20 protein-coding genes are annotated in these 24157 nt (G+C 71.1%); 15 read left to right on the forward strand and 5 right to left on the reverse strand.

Annotated features, from left to right (window positions below; genetic code table 11):
* Positions 1–115: 115 nt before the first annotated feature.
* Positions 116–853, forward strand: coding sequence for a 3-oxoacyl-ACP reductase FabG (gene fabG / locus AC4D2C_RS05505; protein ID WP_490913256.1), 738 nt, complete (start codon positions 116–118; stop codon positions 851–853).
* Positions 854–932: 79 nt separating this feature from the next.
* The gene (locus tag AC4D2C_RS05510; protein ID WP_490913258.1) at positions 933–1682 is read left to right on the forward strand and encodes an SDR family oxidoreductase; all 750 of its coding nucleotides are present in this window, start codon (positions 933–935) and stop codon (positions 1680–1682) included.
* Positions 1683–1774: 92 nt separating this feature from the next.
* On the opposite strand, the gene serB is transcribed toward AC4D2C_RS05510, so the two are convergent.
* Positions 1775–2662: a phosphoserine phosphatase SerB gene (gene serB, locus AC4D2C_RS05515; RefSeq protein ID WP_490914010.1), complete on the reverse strand. Its 888-nt coding sequence runs from the start codon at positions 2660–2662 to the stop codon at positions 1775–1777.
* Between the two features lie 172 nt (positions 2663–2834).
* On the opposite strand from serB, the gene AC4D2C_RS05520 reads away from it, so the two are divergent.
* From AC4D2C_RS05520 to lplAB, 4 genes are all read left to right on the forward strand, one after another.
* Positions 2835–3620 carry an ABC transporter ATP-binding protein gene (locus AC4D2C_RS05520; RefSeq protein ID WP_490906047.1) on the forward strand — a complete coding sequence of 262 codons (786 nt, stop codon included), beginning with the start codon at positions 2835–2837 and terminating at the stop codon, positions 3618–3620.
* Between the two features lie 43 nt (positions 3621–3663).
* On the forward strand, positions 3664–4503 hold the full coding sequence (locus tag AC4D2C_RS05525; RefSeq protein ID WP_490913259.1) for a TrmH family RNA methyltransferase: 840 nt from the start codon (positions 3664–3666) through the stop codon (positions 4501–4503).
* A 101-nt stretch (positions 4504–4604) separates the two neighbouring features.
* Positions 4605–4862, forward strand: a complete 258-nt coding sequence (locus AC4D2C_RS05530; protein WP_104051131.1) for a type B 50S ribosomal protein L31 — start codon at positions 4605–4607, stop codon at positions 4860–4862.
* 170 nt (positions 4863–5032) lie between these two features.
* On the forward strand, positions 5033–6109 hold the full coding sequence (gene lplAB / locus AC4D2C_RS05535; RefSeq protein WP_490913261.1) for a lipoate-protein ligase LplAB: 1077 nt from the start codon (positions 5033–5035) through the stop codon (positions 6107–6109).
* On the opposite strand, the gene pepN is transcribed toward lplAB, so the two are convergent.
* Positions 6094–8742 (reverse strand): aminopeptidase N, encoded by a 2649-nt coding sequence (gene pepN / locus AC4D2C_RS05540; RefSeq protein WP_490913262.1) that lies wholly within the window; start codon positions 8740–8742, stop codon positions 6094–6096. The two genes, lplAB and pepN, sit on opposite strands and share 16 nt — an antisense overlap.
* A 109-nt stretch (positions 8743–8851) precedes the next feature.
* On the opposite strand from pepN, the gene AC4D2C_RS05545 reads away from it, so the two are divergent.
* From AC4D2C_RS05545 to AC4D2C_RS05555, 3 genes are read left to right on the forward strand one after another with little or no spacing between them, the layout of a single operon-like run.
* Entirely contained in the window at positions 8852–10417 is a 1566-nt protein-coding gene (locus AC4D2C_RS05545) for a circularly permuted type 2 ATP-grasp protein (RefSeq protein WP_490913264.1), read from the forward strand.
* A 36-nt stretch (positions 10418–10453) separates the two neighbouring features.
* Positions 10454–11380, forward strand: coding sequence for an alpha-E domain-containing protein (locus AC4D2C_RS05550; protein ID WP_490913266.1), 927 nt, complete (start codon positions 10454–10456; stop codon positions 11378–11380).
* Positions 11377–12228 carry a transglutaminase family protein gene (locus tag AC4D2C_RS05555; RefSeq protein ID WP_490913268.1) on the forward strand — a complete coding sequence of 284 codons (852 nt, stop codon included), beginning with the start codon at positions 11377–11379 and terminating at the stop codon, positions 12226–12228. The genes AC4D2C_RS05550 and AC4D2C_RS05555 overlap by 4 nt, the downstream gene beginning before the upstream one ends.
* Positions 12229–12350: 122 nt before the next feature.
* On the opposite strand, the gene glgC is transcribed toward AC4D2C_RS05555, so the two are convergent.
* Positions 12351–13595, reverse strand: a complete 1245-nt coding sequence (gene glgC / locus AC4D2C_RS05560) for a glucose-1-phosphate adenylyltransferase (RefSeq protein ID WP_490913269.1) — start codon at positions 13593–13595, stop codon at positions 12351–12353.
* 134 nt (positions 13596–13729) lie between these two features.
* Here glgC and glgA point away from each other — a divergent pair, with 134 nt between their 5' ends.
* Positions 13730–14923 (forward strand): glycogen synthase, encoded by a 1194-nt coding sequence (gene glgA / locus AC4D2C_RS05565; RefSeq protein WP_490913271.1) that lies wholly within the window; start codon positions 13730–13732, stop codon positions 14921–14923.
* A 96-nt stretch (positions 14924–15019) separates the two neighbouring features.
* On the opposite strand, the gene AC4D2C_RS05570 is transcribed toward glgA, so the two are convergent.
* Together AC4D2C_RS05570 and AC4D2C_RS05575 are read right to left on the reverse strand one after the other, a co-directional pair.
* Complete coding sequence (locus tag AC4D2C_RS05570) at positions 15020–17140, reverse strand: acyl-CoA dehydrogenase family protein (protein WP_490913273.1); 2121 nt, start codon at positions 17138–17140, stop codon at positions 15020–15022.
* Positions 17137–17880, reverse strand: a complete 744-nt coding sequence (locus AC4D2C_RS05575) for a TetR/AcrR family transcriptional regulator (RefSeq protein WP_490913275.1) — start codon at positions 17878–17880, stop codon at positions 17137–17139. The genes AC4D2C_RS05570 and AC4D2C_RS05575 overlap by 4 nt, the downstream gene beginning before the upstream one ends.
* Before the next feature lie 64 nt (positions 17881–17944).
* Here AC4D2C_RS05575 and AC4D2C_RS05580 point away from each other — a divergent pair, with 64 nt between their 5' ends.
* The 5 genes from AC4D2C_RS05580 to AC4D2C_RS05600 all read left to right on the forward strand — a co-directional run bounded on the left by AC4D2C_RS05580 (position 17945) and on the right by AC4D2C_RS05600 (position 24112).
* Positions 17945–19258, forward strand: a complete 1314-nt coding sequence (locus AC4D2C_RS05580; RefSeq protein WP_490913277.1) for an acetyl-CoA C-acetyltransferase — start codon at positions 17945–17947, stop codon at positions 19256–19258.
* Complete coding sequence (locus AC4D2C_RS05585; RefSeq protein ID WP_490913279.1) at positions 19258–20634, forward strand: 3-oxoacyl-ACP reductase; 1377 nt, start codon at positions 19258–19260, stop codon at positions 20632–20634. Before AC4D2C_RS05580 ends, AC4D2C_RS05585 begins: the two co-directional genes overlap by 1 nt.
* Positions 20631–21575, forward strand: a complete 945-nt coding sequence (locus AC4D2C_RS05590; RefSeq protein WP_490913280.1) for a MaoC/PaaZ C-terminal domain-containing protein — start codon at positions 20631–20633, stop codon at positions 21573–21575. Before AC4D2C_RS05585 ends, AC4D2C_RS05590 begins: the two co-directional genes overlap by 4 nt.
* A gap of 153 nt (positions 21576–21728) precedes the next feature.
* Entirely contained in the window at positions 21729–22706 is a 978-nt protein-coding gene (locus tag AC4D2C_RS05595; RefSeq protein ID WP_490913281.1) for a trypsin-like serine peptidase, read from the forward strand.
* A 119-nt stretch (positions 22707–22825) separates the two neighbouring features.
* Positions 22826–24112 carry a kynureninase gene (locus AC4D2C_RS05600; RefSeq protein ID WP_490913282.1) on the forward strand — a complete coding sequence of 429 codons (1287 nt, stop codon included), beginning with the start codon at positions 22826–22828 and terminating at the stop codon, positions 24110–24112.
* Positions 24113–24157 lie beyond the last annotated feature (45 nt).

Genomic DNA, 24157 nt, shown 5'->3' on the forward strand with positions numbered 1-24157 from the left:
TGTCTCACTCCGGGTCCCGTTCCCGAAGTCGAGGGATGCGCCGCTAGGATCGTCTTCGATAGTTTGACGGGAATGGCGTGGGCCGGTCCCGGCCCACAGACAGAGGAGTTTCCCCTTGGCACCTGGTGCAGACAGCACACCGACGGCGACCGGTCGGAGCGTCCTGATCACGGGCGGCAACCGGGGCATCGGCCTTGCTATCGCAAAGGTATTCGTAGCCAACGGCGACAAGGTTGCCATCACGTATCGAAGTGGCGAAGTGCCCGAGGGGATGCTCGGCGTCAGGGCCGACGTGACGAGCGAGGAGCAGATCGACGCGGCCTTCACGCAGGTGGAGGCGGAGCACGGCCCGGTGGAGGTCCTCGTCGCCAACGCCGGCATCACGCGGGACGTCCTGCTCCTGCGCATGACCGAGAGCGACTTCACCGACGTCATCGACACCAACCTCACCGGGGCGTTCCGGGTGGTCAGACGCGCGTCCCGAGGCATGATCCGACTCCGCCGCGGCCGTGTGATCCTGATCTCCAGCGTCACGGGGCTGTACGGCGCCCCGGGCCAGATCAACTACTCCGCCTCGAAGGCCGGCCTCGTCGGCATCGCGCGCTCCCTCACGCGGGAGCTGGGCTCGCGGGGGATCACCGCGAACGTGGTCGCCCCCGGCTTCATCGACACCGACATGACGGCGGAGCTCCCGGAAGAGACCCGCAAGAGCTACCTCGCCACCATCCCGGCCGGCCGCTTCGCGTCGCCGGACGAGGTGGCCGGCGTCGTTTCCTGGCTTGCCGGCGACGCCGCCGCGTACATCTCCGGCGCGGTCATCCCCGTCGACGGCGGCCTCGGCATGGGCCACTGACGCCCCGCCCGATCCGGCACCAGTACCGACACCAGTACCAGTACCAGCACCAGTCCTGATTCTGAGCAGAAGGAGCACCATGGCCACCCTCGAGGGAACCACAGCGATCGTCACCGGATCGTCCCGCGGCATCGGCGCCGACGTCGCGCAGCTGCTCGCCGGGCAGGGCACGGCAGTCGTCGTGAACTACCGGCAGAAGGCGCCGCGCGCGAACAAGGTGGTGGCCGGCATCGAGGCGTCCGGCGGCAGGGCCGTCGCCGTCGGCGCGGACCTGACCACGCCCGAGGGGCCGGCGGCGCTGGTCGACGCCGCGGTCACGACCTTCGGCGGGCTCGACCTGCTGGTGCTCAACGCCTCGGGCGGCATGGAGACGTCGATGGGGGAGGACTACGCCCTCCGCCTCAACCGCGACGCGCAGGTCGCCATGCTCACGGCCGCCGTCGAGGTCATGCCCGCGGGTTCCCGCGTGGTCTTCATCACGAGCCACCAGGCGCACTTCATCGAGAAGGTGGAGACGATGGACGCCTACGAGCCGGTGGCCCGCAGCAAGCGGGCCGGTGAGGACGCGCTGCGTGCCCTCATCCCGCAGCTCGACGAGAAGGGCATCACGCTCGTCGTCGTCTCCGGCGACATGATCGAGGGCACCGTCACAGCGACCCTGCTCGACCGCGCGACCCCGGGCGCCCTCGAGGCCCGCCGCCAGGAGGCCGGGCGCCTCTACTCGGTCGCCGAGTTCGCCGCCGAGATCGTCCGCATGGCGACCGCCGATGTCCCCACCGGACACACCGAGTACGTGGGCGGCGCCCAGGACTTCCTGGCCAAGGGCTGAACCGCCGGCGCCGTCGGGCGACGACGGCGCCTGCGGGCCCGGTGGAGGGGTTCGCCAGGGCAGCGGCGCCGTGTGCGCCACCTGGACGATGCTCAGAGGCCGGAGAAGTAGCGCACCACGTCGAGGTCGGGCAGGTCCAGCGCGGCGTCGGACGCGGCCCTCACGGCGGGTTTCGCCCTGAACGCCACACCGAGTCCCGCCGCCGCGAGCATGTCGAGGTCGTTCGCGCCGTCGCCCACGGCGATCGTCGCCACCAGCGGCACACCGGCGCTCCCGGCCTCGGCGCGGAGGACGCGTTCCTTCTCGCGGCGGTCGACGACGGCGCCGGCCACGCGGCCGGTGAGCACACCGCCATCGATCTCCAGGTCGTTCGCCCGCGCGAAGGAGAGGCGGAGGCGGGCGGCGAGAGGCGCCAGGACCTGGGAGAAGCCGCCCGAGACGACGCCCACCCGGTGGCCCGCGTCCAGGTACGCCGAGACGAGCTGCTCCGCGCCGTCGCTGAGTTCGATCCGCGCGACGACGTCGTCGATCACCGATGCGGGCAGGCCCGCGAGGGCGCGGACGCGGTGGTGCAGGGACTGGGCGAAATCGAGGTCGCCGCGCATCGCGGCCTCCGTCACGGCTGCCACCTCGGCCTCGCGCCCGGCGTGCGCGGCGAGCAGTTCGATGACCTCCTGCCTGATGAGCGTGGAGTCGACGTCCATGATCAGCAGCTTCGGGCCGGGTGCGTACACCGCAGCCGGGACGAGGGCCGCGCCGATTCCGGTCGCCGCGCTCCAGCGGGCGAGACCTACGCGCACCGGGGAGGACGCCCCGAAGGGGAGATCGACGTCGAGGGTCAGGACGTCATAGGTCGCCGCCTCCGCCGCGGACGCATCCCGCAAATCGGCCCCGAGCCCGCCTAGGGCCGCCGCCAGGTCGTCGCGGTGCCCGTCGTCGAGGTGCCGCGAGTAGGCGACCACCCTGGCCTGGTCCGGCATGTGCCACTCCTGTCCGCGCCGTGTCCGCGCTGTGTCCGCTCCGTGATCGGCGTCGTCGTCCCGTACCCGCGCGGCCGCCGCCGGGGTGGGGACGGCCGGGGCAAGGCGGCCACCGCCCGCAAGGCCCCACGGTTTCGCCACGGGGCCGTTCCTTAGCCTAGTGTCTAGGACCATGTGCAACGTTCTGGAACTGGCGGGAGTGAGCCTCGTCAGGGGCGGCAAGACCCTGCTCGATGACATCGACTGGCAGGTACGGGAGGGCGAGCGCTGGGTGGTCATGGGCCCCAACGGAGCGGGCAAGACCACGCTGCTCCAGCTCGCCGGAGCGCGCCTGCATCCCACGCGCGGCGTCGTCGGGATCCTCGACGAGGTCATGGGCGCCGTCGACGTCTTCGAGCTGCGGCCGCGGATCGGCCTCGCCTCCGCAGCCCTCGCATCCCAGGTGCCGGACCACGAGACCGTCCTCGACGTCGTCGTCACCGCCTCCTACGGCGTGACCGGGCGCTGGCGCGAACAGTACGAGCGCCTCGACGAGCGCCGGGCCTTCCGCCTGCTCGACGCCTGGGGCGTGTCCCGCTTCCTGAACCGCCGCTTCGGCTCCCTCAGCGAGGGGGAGCGCAAGCGCGTGCAGATCGCCCGGGCCCTCATGGCCGACCCGGAGCTGCTGCTCCTCGACGAACCCGCCGCGGGCCTCGACCTCGCCGGCCGCGAGGATCTGGTGAAGCGGCTCACCGAGTTCGCCCGCGACGAGGACGCGCCCGCGATGGTGCTCGTCACGCACCACCTCGAGGAGGTCCCGCCCGGATTCACGCACGCGCTGCTGCTCCGCGACGGCGCCGTCGTCTCCGCCGGACCGATCGGCGAGGTGCTGACCGAGGAGAACCTGGGGACCGCCTTCGACGTCGCCCTGAAAGTCACCGAGGAGAACGGCCGCTACAGCGCCGTCGCCCGGGCGTGAGCACGGTCACCTGCGCCCGCGCGGCGGACCAGGCCGGCCGCTGATGCCGCTCGTCGAGCTCCACGCGGCCGAGGATCCGCGGATCGCCGACTACCGGAACCTGACCGACGTGCAGCTGCGCCTGGCACGCGAGCCCGCCGAGGGCCTGTACATCGCGGAGAGTTCCAAGGTACTGCGCCGCGCCGTCGACGCCGGCCACACACCACGCTCCTTCCTCCTGGCGCCGAAATGGCTGCCGGACCTCGAGGACGTCCTCGGGCGGTTCCCGTCGGTGCCCGCCTTCGTCGCGCCGGAGGCGGTGCTCGAGGCCATCACGGGGTTCCACCTCCACCGCGGCGCCCTGGCCGCGATGCAGCGTCCCGCACCGCTGTCGCTGGAGGAGATCCTGGCGTCCGCCCGGCGCGTCGCGGTCATCGAGGACATGGTGGACCACACCAATCTCGGCGCCGTGTTCCGGTCCGCCGCCGCGCTCGGGATCGATGCCGTGCTGATCAGCCCGCGCAGCGCCGATCCGCTCTACCGTCGCGCCGTGCGCGTCAGCATGGGCAGTGTCTTCCAGGTTCCGTGGGCTCGGCTCCGCTCCTGGCCGGAGGACCTCGCCGCCGTCCGCGCCGCGGGGTTCACGCTCGCGGCCCTCGCCCTAACGCCCGGCGCGGTGGCGCTCGGCGCGTTCCCCGCCCGGGACCACGAGCGGCTCGCCCTGCTGCTCGGCACCGAGGGGGACGGCCTCACGGACGCGGCCCTCGCCGAGGCCGACGTCGCCCTGACCATCCCGATGCACGGGGGCGTGGACTCCCTGAACGTCGCGGCGGCTGCCGCCGTCGCCTTCTGGGAGTGCCGGTACGACAGCACGGCAGGAACGAGGGGCACCGCCGCGGTTTAGCGGCGGTGCGGCTCCTGGGCTAGTATTGGTAGCTGGCGCTGACGCCAACCTTTCCATCCCCCGTGCCTGGCAAAATCCAGGCAACCAGAGAAGGTAGTCCCGTGAAGTCTGATATCCACCCCAAGTACCAGTCCGTCGTGTTCCGCGACCTGGCCTCCGACAAGGCGTTCCTGACCAAGTCCACGGTCGGCTCCGCCAAGACCATCGAGTGGGAAGACGGCAACACCTACCCCCTCATCGAGGTCGAGATCTCCTCGGAGTCCCACCCGTTCTACACGGGCAAGCAGCGCATCATGGACTCCGCCGGTCGCGTCGAGCGCTTCAACGCCCGCTTCAAGGGCTTCGGCGCCAAGAAGTAGTCCAGCTCCGCACGGGGCACGAGCCTGTTCTCGAGGAAAAGCCACGCCCACCCGGCGTGGCTTTTCCCGCTTAAGGCAGCCCCTGACGACATTCGGTACGACACCCGGCAAGACATCACCCATCACGACACCGATGCACCCGGCGGCGGGCGGCACGGAGAGGTCCGGCAATGACCCAGGAACGCGGCACGTCCCGCCTGCACGGTGAGTTCAAGACGCCCGGCGGCAAGCTCACGGCCGTGGATCTCTCGGTCCGCGACGGGCGCCTCGCCGACGTCTCCGTCAACGGCGACTTCTTCCTCGAACCCGACGAGGCCCTCCTAGACATCAACGCGGCCCTCGAGGGGCTGCCCGCCGACACGGCCCCCGGGGAACTCGCCGCAGCCGTCACGGCGCGCCTGGACCCGTCCGCCGTCCTGTTCGGGTTCTCGCCCGAGGCGATCACCACCGCCGTCCGTCGCGCGCTGGGCCGGGCCACCGGCTTCGCCGACCACGTGTGGGAGATCATCCCGCCCACCCCGCTGTCCACGGCGATGCACGTCGCCATGGACGAGGTCCTCACGCACGACGTCGGCACGGGCGCCCGCAACCCCGTCCTGCGGTTCTGGGAATGGCAGTCGCCCTCCGTGGTGATCGGCAGCTTCCAGTCCATGCGAAACGAGGTGGATCCCGACGGCGCTGCCCGTCACGGCGTCACGGTGGTCCGGCGGATCAGCGGCGGGGGAGCGATGTTCATGGAGCACGGCAACGCCATCACCTACTCCCTCTACGTGCCCCAGTCCCTCGTGGACGGCATGAGCTTCGCCGACTCCTACCCCTTCCTCGACGCGTGGGTGATGGAGGCCCTGCAGGAGCTCGGCATCTCGGCCTGGTACCAGCCCCTCAACGACATCGCCACCGAGCTCGGGAAGATCGGCGGTGCCGCGCAGAAGCGGCTCGCCAACGGCGGCATGCTGCACCACGTGACCATGAGCTACGACATCGACGCGGACAAGATGCTCGAGGTACTGCGCATCGGCAAGGAGAAGATGTCGGACAAGGGGACGCGGAGTGCGAAGAAGCGCGTGGATCCGCTGCGCCGCCAGACCGGGCGGACCCGCGAGGAGATCATCGACGTCCTGATGTCCACCTTCCGCCGGCGCTACGGTGCCGTGGACACCACCCTGTCCGAGGACGAGCTCCGCCGGGCCGGGGAGCTCGTGGAGACCAAGTTCGGCACCGACGAGTGGCTCTACCGGGTGCCCTGAGCCTGGGCCCTCAGCGACCGCACCAGGTGGTCGCGTTCCTCGACGATGATGCGGCGCAGCGCCGCGGGTGCGTCGGCGTGCTCGGCGAGCCATGCGTCCGTCCGCACGACGACGGGGTGCCGGTCGGGTGCGCCGTCGAGGTCCTGGTGCCCCGGATACAGCCCGCGGACGATCCTGCTGGCCATCTCGATGCCGCGCGTGGCCCAGACCCCGCGCACGGCCTCGAAGTAGGGCTCCTCGTACCGCCCCAGGAGATCACGCGGACCGATCATGAAGCCCTCGATCGCGGCGCCGAGCAGTTCGTTGGACAGCCGCTCGCCCCGGACGGCCTCCGCCCAGGTGGCCTGCTTGATGGCGGCGTCGGGGACGGCGGCCGAGGCCAGGGTGAAGCCCACGCGCCCCGACGCCGTCGGGTCCTCGCTGCGCTGCGCCTCCAGCTCCCCGGGGCGTACCCGCTGCTGCGCGGCGAGGCCCTGGAGCAGGAACCAGCGCAGCTCGGCGTCGAGGCGCAGGCCGCCGATCACCTCGTCGCCGTCGAGGATGGACCGTGAGACGTCGGCCGCGCGCGGAGCGGTCCGGGCGGAGTCCGCGAGGGCACGGGCCCACGCGAGCTGCAGGTCGGACCCGGCCTCCGCGGCCCGGAGGCCGGCGGCGAGGAAGTCGCTCAGGCGGTCGCGGAGCCCGGCCCGTCCCTCCGCGGGGGCGAAGCGCTCCACCGCGGTCCGCGCGTTGGCCAGCAGGACCTGCAGCACGCCGACGCCGGTCTCCGCCGGGGCCGCGAGCATCACGGCGTCGAGGTAGGACGCTGCCGGCATGCCCGCGTCCCGGGTCGAGGACCACAGGGCGGTGAGGCAGGTAGCGCGGGCGAGGGGGTCGCGCAGGCGGTGGATCGACGCCAGGAGGGTCGCGAGGGACCGGTCGTCGAAGGAGACCTTCGCGTAGGTCAGGTCGTCGTCGTTGACCAGCAGCAGGTCGGGCTGCGCGGCACCGGCGAGCCCCGGCACCGGCGTGCGGCCGCCCTCGACGGTCACGGCCTCGGTCGCCGAGCGGACCAGCCAGCCGTCGTCGTCGAACGAGTACAGGCCCAGCCGGATCCGGTGCGGCCGGGGCTCGTCCCGCCCGGTCACCGGGTCGACGGCGTCCTGCACGATGGTCACCCCGCGGAGGACACCGTCCTCCGCGGTCACCTCAGGGCGCAGCGAGGGGACACCCGAGGTCTCCAGCCAGGCGCGGGACCAGCCCGCGAGGTCCTGGCCCGTCGCGTCCACGAGGACGTCGAGGAGATCGGCGAGCGTCGTGTTCCCGTACTCGTGCCTCCGGAAGTACTGCCGCGCGGCGGAGGTGAAGGCGTCCCTGCCCACGAAGGCCACCAGCTGCTTCAGTACCGAGGCGCCCTTGGCGTAGGTGATGCCGTCGAAGTTCTGCTTCGCCGCCTCGAGGTCCGGGATGTCGGCGACGATCGGGTGCGTCGTCGGGAGTTGGTCCTGCACGTACGCCCAGGTCTTCCGGCGGTTCGCGAAGCTCACCCACGAGGTCTCCCACCGCGTGGCCTCGGCCACCGCGAGGGCACCCATGTAGTCGGCGAAGGACTCCTTGAGCCACAGGTCGTCCCACCAGGACATCGTCACGAGGTCCCCGAACCACATGTGCGCCATCTCGTGCATGATCGTGTTCGCGCGTGCCTCGCGCTGTGCCTCGGTGGCGGCGGACTGGAACACGTAGTTCTCCGTGAACGTCACGAGTCCCGGGTTCTCCATGGCCCCGAGGTTGTACTCGGGCACGAACGCCTGGTCGTACTTGCCGAACGGGTAGGGGTAGTCGAAGAGGTCGTGGAAGAAGCCGAGGCCGCGCCGGGTGGTGTCGAAGATCTCCGGGGCGTCGAACGACGGCGCCAGGGACCGGCGGCAGTAGAGGGCGAGCGGGACGACGAGCCCCTCCGCCGACGTCCCGGGCGCCCCGGTCCACACGTCCGTCTCCCGGTGGTACGGGCCGGCGAGCACCGTGGTGATGTAGGTCGAGATGCGCTCGGTCGGCGCGAACGTCCACCGCGCGATGCCGGCGGCCCCGTCAGTGGCGCCCGTGGCATCCCTGGCGTCCGTGGCCGCGGCGGCCTCCACGGCCTCGACCGCTTCTTCAGTGCCGTTCGAGGCGACCGTCCAGTCGGCGGGTGCGAGGACGCTGAAGGAGAAGGACGCCTTGAGGTCGGGCTGCTCGAAGCACGCGAAGACACGGCGGGCATCGGCGGGCTCGAACTGCGTGTAGAGGTAGGTCTCGCCGTCCGCGGGATCCACGAACCGGTGGAGCCCCTCACCGCTCGAACTGTAGCGGGCCAGCCCCTCCACCCTCACCGTGTTGCGTGCGGCGAGGTCGTGCAGCGCCACCCGGGCGCCGTCGGCCGCCGCAGGGTCCAGCGCCTGCCCGTTGAGTTCCAGCGCCGTGACGTCCCCGATGAAATCGAGGAACGTGGAGCTGCCCGGCTGCCGGCAGGAGAAGACCACGGTGGTCACCGTGCGATAGGTGGCGGCCTCCGGGTCGCGCGCCGCGGAGAGGTCCAGTTCGACGGCGTAGCTCTCGGTCCGCAGCAGTGCGGACCGGGCGGCCGCCTCGTCGCGGCGCAGATTCTCGTTCTCCATCCGGCCATTCAATCACGCAGCCGGGACGCGATGTTTCCGGCGGATTAACTGCGCGTGTACCGGTGTGTGCGCGTGTGTACCGAGGGGTGATCCATGGCACTGTTGTCCCATGTCCGAGCTTTTCGCTGACTATGCAGCCGCCGCCCGCAAGACGCCCGCGTTCGATGAGATGTTCGGCGCCGGGCAGCTGCCGCGCACCGAGTACGGCCAGGTCGCCGCAGCGCTGGACGAGCTCAACCTCGCGGCCGTCACGGCGCGGGCCGACTCGATGGCCCGCACGTTCCTGGACCGCGGCGTCACCTTCGACTTCGCCGGGGAGGAGCGGCCCTTCCCGCTCGACATCGTGCCGCGGGTCATCGCCGGGGACGACTGGGACGTCCTCGAGCGCGGTGTCGCCCAGCGCGTGAGGGCGCTCGAGGCGTTCCTGGACGATGTCTACGACAGGATGGCGGTCGTGTCCGACGGCGTCATCCCCCGCCGGCTGGTCACCTCCAGCGCACACTTCCACCGCGAGGTCGCCGGCTTCGCGCCCGCCGGCGGGGTCCGCGTCCACATCTCCGGGATCGACGTGGTCCGCGACCAGCAGGGCACCTTCCGCGTGCTCGAGGACAACGTCCGCGTCCCCAGCGGCGTCAGCTACGTGCTCGAGAACCGCCGAGCCATGGCCAAGGGCCTGCCCGAGGCGTTCGGCCAGCAGCGCATCCGTCCCGTCGAGGAGTACCCGCGCCGCCTGCTCGCCGCCCTCCGGAAGACCGCACCTCCCGGTGTCGAGGACCCCACCGTCGTCGTGCTGACGCCGGGCGTGTTCAACTCCGCGTACTTCGAGCACACGCTGCTCGCCGGTCTCATGGGCGTGGAGCTCGTCGAGGGCCGGGACCTGATCGTCCGCGGGAACCGCGTCTACATGCGGACGACGGCGGGGGAGCAGCGCGTCGACGTCATCTACAAGCGCATCGACGACGAGTTCCTCGACCCGCTGCAGTTCCGCGCGGACTCGGTGCTCGGGTGCCCTGGGATCGTCAACGCGGCGCGCGCGGGCATGGTGACCATCGCGAACGCCGTCGGCAACGGCGTCGCCGACGACAAGCTCGTGTACACCTACGTGCCCGACCTCATCCGGTACTACCTGGGCGAGGACCCGATCATCGCGAACGTGGACACCTACCGGCTCGAGGACGCCCCGGCCCGCGAGGAGGTCCTCGACCGCCTCGACGAGCTGGTCGTCAAGCCCGTCGACGGCTCCGGCGGGAAGGGTCTCGTCATCGGCCCGGACGCCACGAGGGCCGAGCTCGAGACGCTCCGCGCGAAGATCCTCGAGGACCCGCGCGGCTGGATCGCGCAGCCCGTCCTGCAACTCTCCACCGTGCCCACGATGTCCGGCGGGCAGTTCAGCCCCCGCCACGTGGACCTGCGCCCCTTCGCCGTGAACGACGGCGAGGACGTCTGGGTGCTGCCCGGCGGCCTCACCCGCGTCGCCATGAAGGAGGGTTCCCTGATCGTGAACTCCAGCCAGGGCGGGGGGTCCAAGGACACGTGGGTGGTCGACGGGGAGGTCCGCGCGCCGGTGGAGGGCGCAGCGCCCCCGGAGCGCCCTGTCGTGACGGTCCGCGAGCGCACCAGCGTCTGGCCGATCGAGACCAACTGGCAGGACAAGCAGTCGGAGCAGCAGCAATGACGACCCCCACCACCGACCTACGGGAAGGCAGCACCCATGCTCAGCCGCATCGCTGAATCCCTCTTCTGGATCGGCCGCTACGTCGAACGGGCCGACGGCACGGCGCGCATCCTCGACGTCCACCTCGAACGGCTCAACCAGATGCCCCTGCCCCAGCAGCGGGAGACCTCCCGCCAGCTCATGGGGGTGATGGGCAGCAGGCCCGAGAAGGAGGACGCCGAACTGTCGGATCTCCTGCAGGCCCTCGCCTACGACCGCACGAGCGCCACCTCCATCGCCGGCGCCCTGGGGGCCGCGCGGGAGAACGCGCGGCGGGCCCGCGAGACCGTCTCGAGCAGCGTCTGGGAATCCCTGAACACCACCTGGTACGGGCTGACCCAGCACCGCAAGGACGTCGTCGGCACCTACCGGTTCTGCCACTGGGTGGTGGAGCGCACCGCCATGGTGCGCGGGCTCTCGGACACCACCATGAGCCACGACGAGTCCTGGCAGTTCCTCGTGCTCGGACGCAGCCTGGAACGGGCCGACATGACCGCCCGGATGCTCTCCACCCACGACGTGCATGCGGCGGGACTCTCCTGGGTCAACATGCTGCGCTGCGCGGGCGCCTACGAATCCTTCCTGCGGACGCGCCGGGCGTCCTTCGGCGACCAGCAGGCCGCCGAGTTCCTGCTGCTGGACCGCCTGTTCCCGCGCTCGATCGTCTACGCGCTGAGCGACGCCGAGAAGTGCCTGACGCAGCTGAACCCCGCGTACCAGCGCGTCGGCTTCATCAACGACGCGAGCCGCATCGTCGGGCAGGCGCGGACGTTCCTGGAGTTCCACCAGACCCGGGACCTGATGTCCGAGCTGCCCGAGCACATGGACCGCGTCCAGAAGGCCTGCGCCAGGGCCTCCGATGCCGTCTCCCGCACCTATTTCTCCCAGGCCGACGAGCTGTCCTGGGTCGGAGAGGTCTCATGACACGCCTGCTGATCGAACACCGCACCGGCTACGACTACCTGCGCCGCGTCTCGCTGTCCTACAACGAGGCGCGCATGACGCCGCTCACCGATCCGCAGCAGGTGGTCCTCGAGTCCACGCTGAAGGTCAGTCCCTCGAGCGCGGCCGTCGCCGCCTACCGGGACTATTGGGGCACCCGTGTCACGTCCTTCGACGTCCACGTGCCGCACGAGCACCTCGAGGTCACCGCCGTCTCCACCGTGGAGGTGAGCCGGATCGAGCGTGTGCCCGGTGAGGGTGACATCCTCTCGTGGCAGGACCTCGCCTCCCCGGAGATCTCCGACGCGCTCGCGGACTGGCTCGGCCAGACCTCCCTCAGCGAACCGGGCGAGGAGGTACGGGACCTCGTAGCGGGTGTGGCACGCGGCCTCGACCCCCACGAGGCCGCACGGGCCGTGTTCGGCTGGCTGCGCACGCAGATGGACTACGTCCAGGGCGCCACGGGCGTGCAGACGAATGCCCAGGACGCCTGGGCGGAGCGCAAGGGCGTGTGCCAGGACCTGGCCCACGTGGCCATCGGGGCCCTGCGCAGCCTCGGCATACCCGCCCGCTACATCTCCGGCTACCTGCACCCGCGGCGCAGCGCCGGGATCGGGGAGACCGTCGCCGGCCAGTCGCACGCCTGGGTGGAGTGGTACGACGGCGAGTGGCGGGGCTGGGACCCGACCAACAGCGGACCGGTCAGCGACTTCCACGTCTCCGTGGCGCGCGGCCGCGACTACCGCGACGTCTCACCGCTCAAGGGCATCCTGTCCGGCGGCGGAGGCTCCACGCTCAACGTGACCGTCTCGATCACGCGCGTCGCGTAGCAGCGCTGCCGGGCCTGCCCGGCAGTGTGTCAGGCGGCGCCTCAGCTGACGTCTCCCGGACGGACAGGAGGCCCCGGCGCACCGCCGGGGCCTCCTGTCCGTCCCCTGGAACGTGGTCCCCGTCAGTCAGGGGCGACGGTCTGGCCCTTGCTGACGATCGTCAGTCCCGAATCCGTCACGGAGAACCCGCGGCGGCGGTCGAGTTCCGGGTCCACCCCGATGGTCGCCCCCGCAGGGATCCGCACGTTCTTGTCGATGATGGCGCGCCGCACCACGGCCCCGGGTCCCACGTTGACCTTGTCGAGGAGGACGGACCCGGTGACCTCGGCGGATTCCGCGATGTAGACGTCGGTGGCCAGCACGGACTTCCGGACCGCTCCACCGGTGATGACCGCGCCCGCCGAGACGATCGAGTCGTGGGCCTCGCCCGGCTGCCCCGAGGAGCTGCGGACGAACTTGGCCGGTGGTGAGACGCTCTGCCGCGTGTAGATGGGCCACTGCAGGTTGTAGAGGTTGAACAGCGGCAGGGGTGAGATGAGGTCCATGTTGGCGTCGTAGTACGAGTCCATGGTGCCGACGTCGCGCCAGTACTGGCGGTCGCGGTCGGTGGCTCCCGGGATGTCGTTCGTCGTGAAGTCGTACACCGCGGCGTCGTTGCGCTCCACGAAGTAGGGGATGATGTCCCCGCCCATGTCGTGCTTCGTGTCGAGCCGCGCGGCGTCGTCCTCGAGCGCCTTGACGAGGGCGTCCGTCGTGAACACGTAGTTGCCCATCGACGCGAGGAAGCTGTTCGGATCGTCGGGCAGGCCGGGTGTCGTCGCCGGCTTCTCGACGAACGCGGCGATCCGGCCGGGGTCGTCCTGCGCCGTCTCGATCACACCGAACTGGTCCACGAGGTTCATCGGCTGGCGGACGGCGGCGACGCTGACGGACGCCCCGCTCTTCACGTGTGCGTCCACCATCTGTTCGAAGTCCATGCGGTAGACGTGGTCCGCGCCGATCACGACCACGATGTCCGGCTGGGCGTCGTGGATGAGGTTCAGGGACTGGTAGATGGCGTTCGCGCTGCCGAGGAACCAGCTCTTGCCCCGGCGCTGCTGCGCCGGCACGGAGGCGATGTAGTTCTGCAGCTGCGTGGACATCCTCCACGTCTCGGAGATGTGCCGGTCGAGGCTGTGGGACTTGTACTGGGTGAGCACCACGATCTGCAGGTACCCCGAGTTGACGAGGTTGGACAGCGCGAAGTCGATGAGGCGGTAACTTCCGGCGAACGGTACAGCCGGTTTGGCCCTGTCCGCGGTCAACGGCATCAGCCGTTTGCCTTCTCCGCCTGCCAACACCACGGCAAGTACTTTCTTCGGTGCCACTTCTGACCCCCCGCTCTTCCTTGAGTGTTCTGCGTTCCCGATGGACGGTCGATCACGCGTGGATCCACGTATCCCGGAACCCTTCCGGTTTCCTCACACTAGAGGACTCCGACGCACTGCACTACGTTGGGGTGGTGCGAATAGACATTGTGACCAAGGAGTTCCCGCCCGAGATCTACGGTGGCGCAGGAGTGCACGTCGCCGAGCTGAGCCGGGTTCTCGCCCCGCAGGTCGACCTGCGCGTCCACGCGTTCGGCGCTCCCCGCCCGGAGGACTACCACGGCGCCTCGGTGCTCTCCTACGGCGTGCCCGCGGGCCTCACGGCGGCGAACGCCGCGGTGCAGACACTCGGCACGGACCTGCAGATGCTGGAGGGGATCGGCGGCGCCGACCTCGTGCATTCGCACACCTGGTACGCCAACATGGCCGGGCACCTGGCCTCGCTCCTGCACGGCATCCCGCACGTCCTGAGCGCCCACAGCCTCGAGCCGCTGCGCCCGTGGAAGGCCGAGCAGCTCGGCGGCGGGTACGCGCTCTCCTCCTGGGTGGAGAAGACCTCCTACGAGGCGGCCGCCGCCGTCATCGCCGTCTCCGCGGGCATGCGCGCGGACATCCTGCGCAGCTATCCGGATGTGGACCCCGGGCGGGTGCACGTGGTGCACAACGGCATCGACGTGTCCCTGTGGTCGCGCGACGAGGACGACGACGCCCTCCGCGCCCACGGCATCGACCCGGATCGGCCGAGCGTGGTGTTTGTGGGGCGCAACACCCGGCAGAAGGGCGTGCCCTACCTCCTGCGGGCGGCCGCGCACCTGCCGGCCGACGTGCAGCTGGTCCTCTGCCTGGGCGCCGCCGACACCCCGGAGCTCGCGGCGGAGACGGAGGTGCTGATCTCGGACCTGCGGGAGAAGCGGGGCTCGGTGGTGCTCATCGAGAAGATGCTGCCGCGCCGCGAGGTCGTCCAGATCCTCAGCCATGCCACGGTGTTCGCCTGCCCGTCCATCTACGAGCCGCTCGGCATCGTGAACCTCGAGGCCATGGCGTGCGGCGCCGCCGTCGTCGCCTCCGCGACCGGCGGCATCCCCGAGGTGATCGACGACGGCGTGACCGGCACCCTCGTGCCCCTCGAGCAGGTCCAGGACGGCACGGGCACGCCACTGGACCCGGAGAGGTTCGTCGCCGATTTCGCGGCGGCCGTGAACGCCCTCGTCGCGGATCCGGCCAGGGCCGCCGCCATGGGCGCGGCCGGGCGGGAGCGGGCGGAGCGGCACTTCGGCTGGGACTCGATCGCCGAGACGACCCTCGGCGTGTACCGCAGCGTCCTCTAGCAGCACCCATCGCCGCCTCGACGTCCACCTCGAGGCGGACGGGAACAGGAACGGGAGCCGGGACGCTTGTCCCGGCTCCCGCTCCTGCGTGGACGATTAGCGCTGCGCGCGTACCTTGGCGGCCTTCTTCGCCTTCTTCTCCTTGGCCTGGCGGGCCAGGAGCGTCTTCTCGTCGATCGGGGCGTCCCCGCTCGCGCGACGGCGGCGCAGGTACTCCGCCGCCTCCTCCTGGCGCTGCTGCTCGGCACCGCTGGCGACGACGGACCGCAGGTGTTCCGGACCGTAGCCGAACGCCTCCACCAGGTCGAGCGCGTGCGGGCGGATCTTCACCAGCAGCCGGTTGATGTAGCCGTCGAGGGTCCGGGCCCGCTGCGAGGACAGCCGCCCGTTCATCAGGAACCAGGCCAGGTCCTTCTCGATCAGGCACAGGCCGAACAGGTCACGGAGGCGCGTGAGGACCTCGCGCGTGCCCGGATCCTGGAGCTTCCGCAGGCCGCGCGTGAACGCCTCCCACTGCAGCAGCTCGGCGTGGGCGTGGGCCACCTCGATGAGCTCGTTCTGGTGCTCGTTGAAGAGCGCGGCGGACCGCTCCTGCGACATGCCCTTCGCGCCCCGCAGCACGGCGGCGACGTCGGCAACGCGCGCCTGCACGCGGTCGGTCAGCAGCTCGCGCTGCGTGTCCTCGTCACGGAGGGCGATCGCGGACTTCTTGCCCGATCCCGTGTCCGCCACCGTCTGCGCGACACGGCGGAGCCCGGAGCGGTGCAGGGTCTTCCCCGCGGCCTGGGAGACGGCATAGCGGGCGAGCACGCCGAAGTCCACGCCCTTGAACTCCTTGGCGTAGTCGGTGAGCAGGCGCTTGGCGACGAGCTGCAGCAGGACGGTGTTGTCGCCCTCGAACGTCACATACACGTCGAGGTCCGCGCGGAGCGAGGCGAACCGGTTCTCGATGAGGAACCCCTGACCGCCGGTCGCCTCGCGGCATTCCTGCAGCGTGTCGAGGGCCAGCCACGTGCTGAGGGGCTTGAGGGCCGCGGCCAGGGTCTCGAGGTCCTGGCGGTCCTCGTCGGTGTCGAGCTCGCCCGAGAACACGCCGTCGAGCTTCTCGAGGAGTTCCTCGTGCGCGAAGGCGGCCGCGTAGGTTGCGGCCAGGCGGGGCAGGAGCCGGCGCTGGTGCCGCTGGTAGTCCATCAGCACCTCCTCGCGGAGGTTCGAGGACGCGTTGAACTGGCGGCGCTGGGTCGCGTAGGTGATGGCGGCGGTGAGGGCCAGCTTGCTCGCGGCCACGGCTGCCCCGTCGAGGGAGACGCGCCCCTGGACGAGGGTGCCGAGCATCGTGAAGAAGCGGCGGCCGGGGGAGGCGATGGACGAGCTGTAGGTGCCGTCCGCGGCGACGGCGCCGTAGCGGTTCAGCAGGTTGGTCCGCGGTACCCGGACGTCGGTGAAGTGCAGCCGACCGTTGTCGATGCCGTTGAGGCCGCCCTTGATGCCGTCGTCCTCCCCGCCCACGCCGGGCTTGAAGGAGCCGTCCTCGTTGCGCAGTTCCACGTAGAAGCCGTGGACGCCGTGGTTCACGCCGTTGGTGATGAGCTGAGCGAAGACGACCGCGGCCCGCCCGTCGATGGCGCCGTTGCCGATGTAGTCCTTCCATGCGGCACGGAAGGGGGTGTCGATGACGAACTCGTCCGTCGCCGGGTCGAACGTGGCGGTCGTGGCGATGCTGGCCACGTCGCTGCCGTGACCGGTCTCGGTCATGGCGAAGCAGCCCGGGATCTCCATGTTCATGATGCCCGGGAGCCACGCCTCGTGGTGCTGCTCGGTACCGAGGTGCAGGACGGCGGACCCGAAGAGGCCCCACTGCACGCCGGCCTTGATCTGCAGTGAGGGGTCGGCCACGACGAGCTCCTCGAACCCGGCGATGTTGCCGCCGTTGTCGCCGTCGCCCCCGAAGGCCTTCGGGAAGGCGCGGTGCACGGCCTTCTGGCCCACGAGGTAGTGGAGCTGGTCGAAGCAGCGCAGGCGGTGCTCGGTGTGGGTGAGGCCCTCGATCTTGTGCAGCTCGGGGCGTCCCGCGAGCTCACGGGCCACACGGCGGACGTGCGCCCACCGGCCGAGGAGCAGTTCGCCGAGCTCGGCGATGTCGATGGCGGCGCGGTCGTCGTCCCGGATATCCGCGGTGGCGGGAATCTGCTGGGGCCTGGAGAGGATGTCGGTCATGGCGTGTCCTTCGCTGATCGGCGGGTGGCGGGGTCAAGCGGGGCGGCCGGTACGAGGTCCTCGTACCGGCTGATGCCGTCGAAGAGCCAGCCCGTGATGTGGCGGGCCATCTGCTCCTCACTGGGTCTGTCGGGGCCGTCGGGCGTGGAGAGCCAGCGCTCGCCGGCGGCCCGGACCATGCCGATCGCCGCCGCGGGCCAGTAGTCGGGTGCGGCATCGTCGGGGCCGGCGGGGCGGTCGGGGGAGCGCAGGAAGGCGTGCATGGGACGCGAGATCATCTCCGTGATCGCGGCGAGGAAGTGCGCGAGGGTGTCCTGCGCGTCGTCGTCGGTCGTCGTGGACTCGGCGATCCCCACGCGCGTGACGAAGGCGTACACGTTGGGGGAGGTCTGGGCCATCTGCAGGTAGGCGAGCACCATCGAGTACAGGCCCTCCCGCGGCGTCGACGCCGCCTTCGCCGCGTCGAGCACCTTCTGCTGCATCTGTCCGATGACCACCTCGGCCATGGCCCGCTGCAGCCCGGTCTTGTCGCCGAAGTAGCGGTAGTAGACCGACTTGGACGTGTCGGCGGCCGCGGCGATGTCCTCCATGGACGCTCCCGGCCCGAGTGCGCTGACGGCCCGTCGTGCGGTCTTGATGAGCTGCCGCCGCCGCTCCGCGCGGTGCTGCTCCCAGCGGCTGGACCGGCCGTCGGACGCGGTCTGCGTGGAGGCGCTCTTCAGGGCGGCGGCGAGCTTCATGATACCCAGCGTATCAGGTACGCTTGGTATCGGTAATCCACCCTCTCGCACCAGGAGCATCTCCATGGCAGATCAGGCCGGAGCGCAGACCACTGCCTCCCCCCGCACCGCAGTCGTCATCGGCGGCAACCGCATCCCCTTCGCGCGCTCGGGCGGCGCGTACGCCTACTCGTCCAACAAGGACATGCTCATCGCGGCACTGGACGGCCTGGTCGCCCGGTTCGGCCTGCAGGGCGAGCGCATCGGTGAAGTCGCCGCGGGCGCCGTCCTCAAGCACTCCCGCGACTTCAACCTGACGCGGGAAGCCGTCCTCGGTTCCGCCCTGTCGCCCGCGACCCCGGCCTACGACCTGCAGCAGGCCTGCGCCACCGGCCTCGAGACCGTGGTGGGTCTCTCCAACAAGATCAGGCTCGGGCAGATCGAGTCGGGCATCGCGGGCGGCGTCGACTCCGCGTCGGATGCACCGATCGCGGTGAGCGAGGGGCTGCGGCGCGTGCTGCTCGACCTCTCCCGCGCGAAGACGACGCAGCAGAAGCTGAAGACCCTCGCCACGCTCCGACCGAAGGACCTCTCGCCCAACGCCCCCACCACCGGTGAGCCCCGCACGGGCCTGTCCATGGGCGAGCACCAGGCGCTCACGACGGCGGCATGGAAGATCACGCGGGAGGCACAGGACGAGCTGGCCTACCGCAGCCACCACAACCTCGCGGCAGCCTACGAGCGCGGATTCCTCTCCGACCTCATGACGCCGTACCGCGGTCTCACCAGGGATGCCAACCTCCGCGCCGACACGTCGCCGGAGAAGCTGGCGGCGCTCAAGCCCGTGTTCGGCAGGTACCTCGACACTCCTGCGACGATGACTGCAGGCAACTCGACGCCCCTGACCGACGGCGCCGCCCTCGTCCTGCTCGGCAGTGAGGAATACGCCACCGCCAACAACCTCCCGATGCTCGCGAACATCGTCGATGCCGAAGCGGCCGCGGTCGACTTCGTCCATGGCGAGGAGGGCCTGCTCATGGCGGGCGTCCACGCCGTACCCCGCCTGCTGGAGCGCAACGGGCTCACCTTCGACGACTTCGACTTCTTCGAGATCCACGAGGCCTTCGCCGGGACGGTGCTCAGCGCACTGGCCGCCTGGGAGGACGAGGACTACTGCAAGCGGATCCTGGGGCTCGACGGTGCCCTCGGCAGGATCGACCCCTCGAAGCTCAACGTCAACGGCTCCTCGCTCGCAGCCGGGCACCCCTTCGCGGCGACCGGAGGCCGCATCGTCGCGTCGCTCGCCAAGACGCTCTCGGAGCAGGGCGGACGAGGCCTCATCTCGATCTGTGCCGCCGGCGGCCAGGGCGTCGCCGCGATCCTCGAGGCGAGGAACTGATGGCCGACAAGTATCTGGACCTGGTCAATACCCCGCTGCCAGGAAGACTCGCCAAGGCCCTCGGGCTGCCTCGCCCCTCGGTACTCCGCCGCTACACGCCGGGCGAGGCCATCGCATCCCGGCCCGTCCTGGTCGCGGGCTCCGGCGCCGGGGCGGATGCGCTCGCCGACGTGCTGCTCGGTTGGGACGTCGAGGTGCGGCGCCATGTCCTGCCCGGCGAGAAGCTGAGCGCCGCCGTCGTCGTCCTCGACGCCGCAGCCGCGCCGGCGGACCTGGCAGCTCCCATGCTGGAGCTCGGGCAGGCGGTGAAACTGCTGGTGCCGGGCGGGCGCGTCGTCGCGCTCTCCCGCTCGGCCGCGGACACCACCGATCCCGCCGAAGCTGCCGCCCGGCAGGGCATCGACGGCGCCGTCCGATCTGTGGCGCACGAGGTGCGCGGGGGCGCGACGGCGAACGGCATCGTGCTGCGCGGGGATGCGACGACCACGGACCCCACTACCCTCGGCGCCCTCAGGTTCCTCCTCTCCGGCAGGAGCGCCTACGTGGACGGCCAGTTCATCGAGGTGTCCGCCACTCCTGCCGAGAGCATCGCGGACCTCGCCGCCGCGACGACCGCGGTGGGGGAGGGCGTGCCCGACCAGCCGCTGGCCGGCAGGACCGCGGTGGTCACCGGGGCCGCGCGCGGCATCGGCGCGAAGATCGCCGAGGTCCTCGCCCGTGACGGGGCCCGCGTGGTCGCCGTCGACGTGCCCGCGGCCGGCGAGCAGCTCGCCCGGGTGGCGAACACCGTGCACGGCACCGCCCTGCAGCTCGACATCACCGCGCCCGACGCCGCGGAACGCATCCTCGAGCACGTGGGGCAGCGCTACGGCGTCCTGGACATCGTGGTGCACAACGCGGGCATCACGCGGGACAAGCTGCTCGCCAACATGGACGCGTCCCGCTGGGACTCCGTCATCGCCGTGAACATCGCCTCGCAGCTGCGCATGAACGAGCAGATCCTGGCCTCCCCGGTGTTCTCCGGCACCGGTCGCATCATCAGCCTCGCCTCGACGAGCGGCATCGCGGGCAACCGCGGGCAGAGCAACTACGCCGCGTCGAAGGCCGGGGTCATCGGCATGGTCCGGGCGCAGGCGGCGGCGTTCGACGGCGACGGCCGCACCATCAACGCCGTGGCGCCGGGTTTCATCGAGACGGACATGACGGCGAAGATCCCGCCGCTGACGCGTCAGGTGGCACGACGTCTCAGCAGCCTGCAGCAGGGCGGTCTCCCCGTCGACGTCGCCGAGACGATCGCGTTCCTGGCCTCCGACGCGGCGGCCGGGATCAACGGCCAGGTGGTCCGCGTGTGCGGGCAGAACCTGGTGGGCGCGTGAGTGGCGCGCTCGCGGCAGACGTCACCCTGCCCGGGAGGCCGGGCCTCCCCGCGCTGTACCGTCAGGCGATCCTGCTCGCCGCGGAGCGCTCCGTCCGGCGGGCCGGCCCGCCGGACGGTCTGCCCGCCGCCCGCCACCGCGTGGATGGCATCGTGGCGGAGCTCGGCGCGCTGACGCGCTTCCAGCAGCTGCTCGGCTCCGCCGCCCGCGACGTCCTCCCATCGGCGTATGTGCATACGCTCGCCTTCCCGGTGGCCATGAGCATCCTCGCGCGGCCGGACTTCCCGCTGCCCCTGCTCGGCATGGTCCACCTCAGCAACGAGGTGCACCAGGGCCGGCAGATCGGCGCGTCCGAGGCCATCGACGTCGTGGCCTGGGCCGAGGACCTGCGCCCGCACGCGGCCGGCACGCAGGTGGACCTCGTCACGGAGGCCTCCGTCGACGGCGAGCGGGTCTGGATGGGCCGGTCGGTCTACCTGGCTCGGGGCGTCCGCGCCGCGGGCAGCGCCGGTACGGCGCCGGTCCCGCGCGACGACGAACGGCCCGTCTTCTCGGCGCCCACGCCGACGGGCCTCTGGCGGCTCGGCGCGGACACGGGACGGCGCTACGCCGCCGTCTCGGGCGACTGGAACCCCATCCATCTCAGCGGGCCCACTGCACGGATGCTCGGCATGAAGACGGCGATCGCGCACGGCATGTACCTCGCCGCGCGCATGGTCGACGAGGCGGTACCCGCCCCACAGGGCGCCCTGGCGTGGCGCATCGACTTCGCGGCTCCGGTCCTCCTGCCCGGGACCGTGACGATGTCGTTCGCGCGCGCGGTGCGCAGTGACGGCCGTGTGAGTGACGGCAGTGTGAGCGACGGCAGTGACGTCGAGGTGGTCGGATGGTCCGCGAAGCGCCGGCGGCCGCACTTCACTGGCTGGGTGCGGGCGGAATAGTTGCATGGCGACGCGGCCCTGTCCAGAGTGCCGACGATTTTCAGGGTGAGTTCCCCCGAAGTCGTCCTTTGCACTGGCAGGGCCGCCGCCCGCAGGGCACACTCCAGGGACCAGCCCACGAGGGCTGACCCACAGTATGGAAAGAGGAGTGTCGTGAACTCTCGAGGTCTCAAAGCCGGCCTGATCGCGGCGTCGGCCCTGATGGCATCAGCGCTGATGGCAGCAGGTCCCGTCCAGGCAGCACCCGCCGGGCCCTCCGTCGTCGCCGTCGTCGCCGGTACCCCCAGCACCCAGTCCCACACGCAGGACGAGAGCCAGGCGGCGCTCGACGCGTACTGGACCGCCGATCGCATGAGGAGCGCCAAGCCGGCGAACACCATCAAGTCCGGCTGGGCCGCCGAAGGGCGCTCCGTTCTGCCGAAGGCCGGCCAGGAAACGGTCGCGAAGGCTCCCGGCGAGCCCGTCGTCCAGCCGCGGGCCATCTCCCAGCCTGCCGTCTCGCGCATCGGCAAGGTCTTCTTCACGCAGGCCGGGCAGAACTACGTCTGCTCCGCCAACTCCGTACAGAGCGGCAACCAGAGCACGGTCGCCACGGCCGGCCACTGCACCTACGACGTCGCGACGGGCTGGGTCACCAACTTCGTCTTCGTCCCCGCCTACAACAACGGCGCGGCACCGTACGGCAAGTGGACGGCCCGCTCGCTCCACGCCGCCACCGAGTGGGTGTCGCGCGGTGACATCAACTACGACGGCGCCTTCGCGGTCGTCAACACCCTCGGCGGCAGGACGCTCGCCGCGACCGTCGGCGCGTCGAGCATCGGTTTCAACCTGGCACGCAACCTCACCTACACCGCGTACGGTTACCCCGCGGCGGCGCCCTACAACGGCGAGCGCCTCTTCAGCTGCTCCGGCACGTCCTCCCGGGACCGCGTGGGCGGCACCCAGTCGCAGGGCATCCCGTGCGACATGAACGGCGGGTCCTCGGGCGGCCCCTGGTTCGTCGGCTCCGGTGCCGCCGGTACGCAGAACTCGGTCAACAGCTTCGGCTACTCCACGCAGGCGAACGTGATGTACGGCCCGTACTTCGGCACCTCCATCCAGGCCGCGTACTCCACCGCGGCGAGCCGGTAGGCCGGCGGGACGTCCCACAGCACGACGGCACGGGCGGTCCCCTCGCGGGACCGCCCGTGCCGTCGTCCGGGCACTGCGCCTTCGCGGGCGACGCGGAGGCGCCCGCCTAGACTGGGGCCATGACCGGCTCCACCCTCGCCGCGCGCGCGGCAGACCTCGACACCGCCGACCCGCTCGCGCACCACCGCAAGCTCTTCCTCGGCGCCGACGCCGTGCAGTCCTACCTCGACGGCAACTCTCTCGGCCGCCCCCTCGCGAGCACGGTGGACAGCCTCACCTCTTTCGTGGAGGAGCAGTGGGGCGGGCGCCTGATCCGGGGCTGGGACGAAGGCTGGCTCGAGCTGCCCCAGCGGATCGGTGACCAGCTCGGCCGCGTGACGCTCGGTGCCGACGCCGGACAGTGCATCGTGGCCGACTCCACGAGCGTCCTGCTGTACAAGCTGGCGCGCGCGGCGGTGGCTGCGCGCCCGGACCGCACCGAGATCGTGATCGACCGCGACAACTTCCCCACGGACCGCTTCATCGTCGAGGGGATCGCACGGGAGCGCGGACTCACACTGCGCTGGATCGACGTCGCGTACGACGGCGGCGCCACCCCCGCGGACGTCGCCGAGGCTGTGGGGCCGCGGACCGCGCTCGTGCTGCTGAGCCATGTCGCCTACCGGTCGGGGTTCATCGCCGACGTCCCCGCCATCACGGCCATCGCGCACGACGCCGGAGCCCTCGTCCTGTGGGACCTCAGCCACTCCGTGGGGTCGGTGCCCGCGGAGCTGGACGCCTGGGGCGTCGACTTCGCGGCCGGCTGCAGCTACAAGTACCTCAACGGGGGGCCCGGCGCCCCCGCCTGGGCCTACGTGGCGCAGCGCCACCTCGCCGCCCTCGACCAGCCGATCCTCGGCTGGCTCGGCAGCGCGGATCCCTTCGCGATGGGCTCCGCCTACCAGCCCGCGGACGGCATCCGCCGGCTGGTCTCGGGGACTCCGCCCATCCTCGGGATGCTGGCCATGCGCGAGATGCTGAACCTCATCGAGGAGTCAGGCATGGCAGCCGTCCGCCGGAAGTCGGAACTCCTGACGGCGTTCGCCGTCGAGGCTGTCGAGGAGCGGCTGGCCCCGTACGGCGTCGTCCTCGCCTCGCCGCGCACCGCGTCGGAGCGGGGCGGCCACATCACCATCGACCATCCGGCGTTCTCCGCGATGGTGCCCGAGCTGTGGCGGGAGGGCGTCATCCCCGACTACCGCAACCCCGATGGGATCCGGCTGGGCCTGTCACCGCTCTCGACGTCGTTCGCCGAGATCGCGGTGGCGGTCGACGCCATCGCGGCACGCCTGGCGGACGCAGGCGGGCACGTCGGTGAGGACACGCCCGGCACCCAGCGGCACAGCGGGCCGGCTGTGGGCCGGTAGCGCCGGTGGTGCCTCCCGACCCCGCCCTGCTCTGGGACCGGATCA

Source organism: Arthrobacter sp. TJ-240, from assembly GCF_058269195.1.

Bases quoted from the DNA above. Each gene is read 5' to 3' on its own strand.
- AC4D2C_RS05510 (WP_490913258.1), top strand. From the start codon at position 933: ATGGCCACCCTCGAGGGAACCACAGCGATCGTCACCGGATCGTCCCGC.
- serB (WP_490914010.1), bottom strand. From the start codon at position 2,662: ATGCCGGACCAGGCCAGGGTGGTCGCCTACTCGCGGCACCTCGACGAC.
- AC4D2C_RS05520 (WP_490906047.1), top strand. From the start codon at position 2,835: ATGTGCAACGTTCTGGAACTGGCGGGAGTGAGCCTCGTCAGGGGCGGC.
- AC4D2C_RS05525 (WP_490913259.1), top strand. From the start codon at position 3,664: ATGCCGCTCGTCGAGCTCCACGCGGCCGAGGATCCGCGGATCGCCGAC.
- lplAB (WP_490913261.1), top strand. From the start codon at position 5,033: ATGACCCAGGAACGCGGCACGTCCCGCCTGCACGGTGAGTTCAAGACG.
- pepN (WP_490913262.1), bottom strand. From the start codon at position 8,742: ATGGAGAACGAGAATCTGCGCCGCGACGAGGCGGCCGCCCGGTCCGCA.
- AC4D2C_RS05545 (WP_490913264.1), top strand. From the start codon at position 8,852: ATGTCCGAGCTTTTCGCTGACTATGCAGCCGCCGCCCGCAAGACGCCC.
- AC4D2C_RS05550 (WP_490913266.1), top strand. From the start codon at position 10,454: ATGCTCAGCCGCATCGCTGAATCCCTCTTCTGGATCGGCCGCTACGTC.
- AC4D2C_RS05555 (WP_490913268.1), top strand. From the start codon at position 11,377: ATGACACGCCTGCTGATCGAACACCGCACCGGCTACGACTACCTGCGC.
- AC4D2C_RS05570 (WP_490913273.1), bottom strand. From the start codon at position 17,140: ATGACCGACATCCTCTCCAGGCCCCAGCAGATTCCCGCCACCGCGGAT.
- AC4D2C_RS05575 (WP_490913275.1), bottom strand. From the start codon at position 17,880: ATGAAGCTCGCCGCCGCCCTGAAGAGCGCCTCCACGCAGACCGCGTCC.
- AC4D2C_RS05580 (WP_490913277.1), top strand. From the start codon at position 17,945: ATGGCAGATCAGGCCGGAGCGCAGACCACTGCCTCCCCCCGCACCGCA.
- AC4D2C_RS05585 (WP_490913279.1), top strand. From the start codon at position 19,258: ATGGCCGACAAGTATCTGGACCTGGTCAATACCCCGCTGCCAGGAAGA.
- AC4D2C_RS05600 (WP_490913282.1), top strand. From the start codon at position 22,826: ATGACCGGCTCCACCCTCGCCGCGCGCGCGGCAGACCTCGACACCGCC.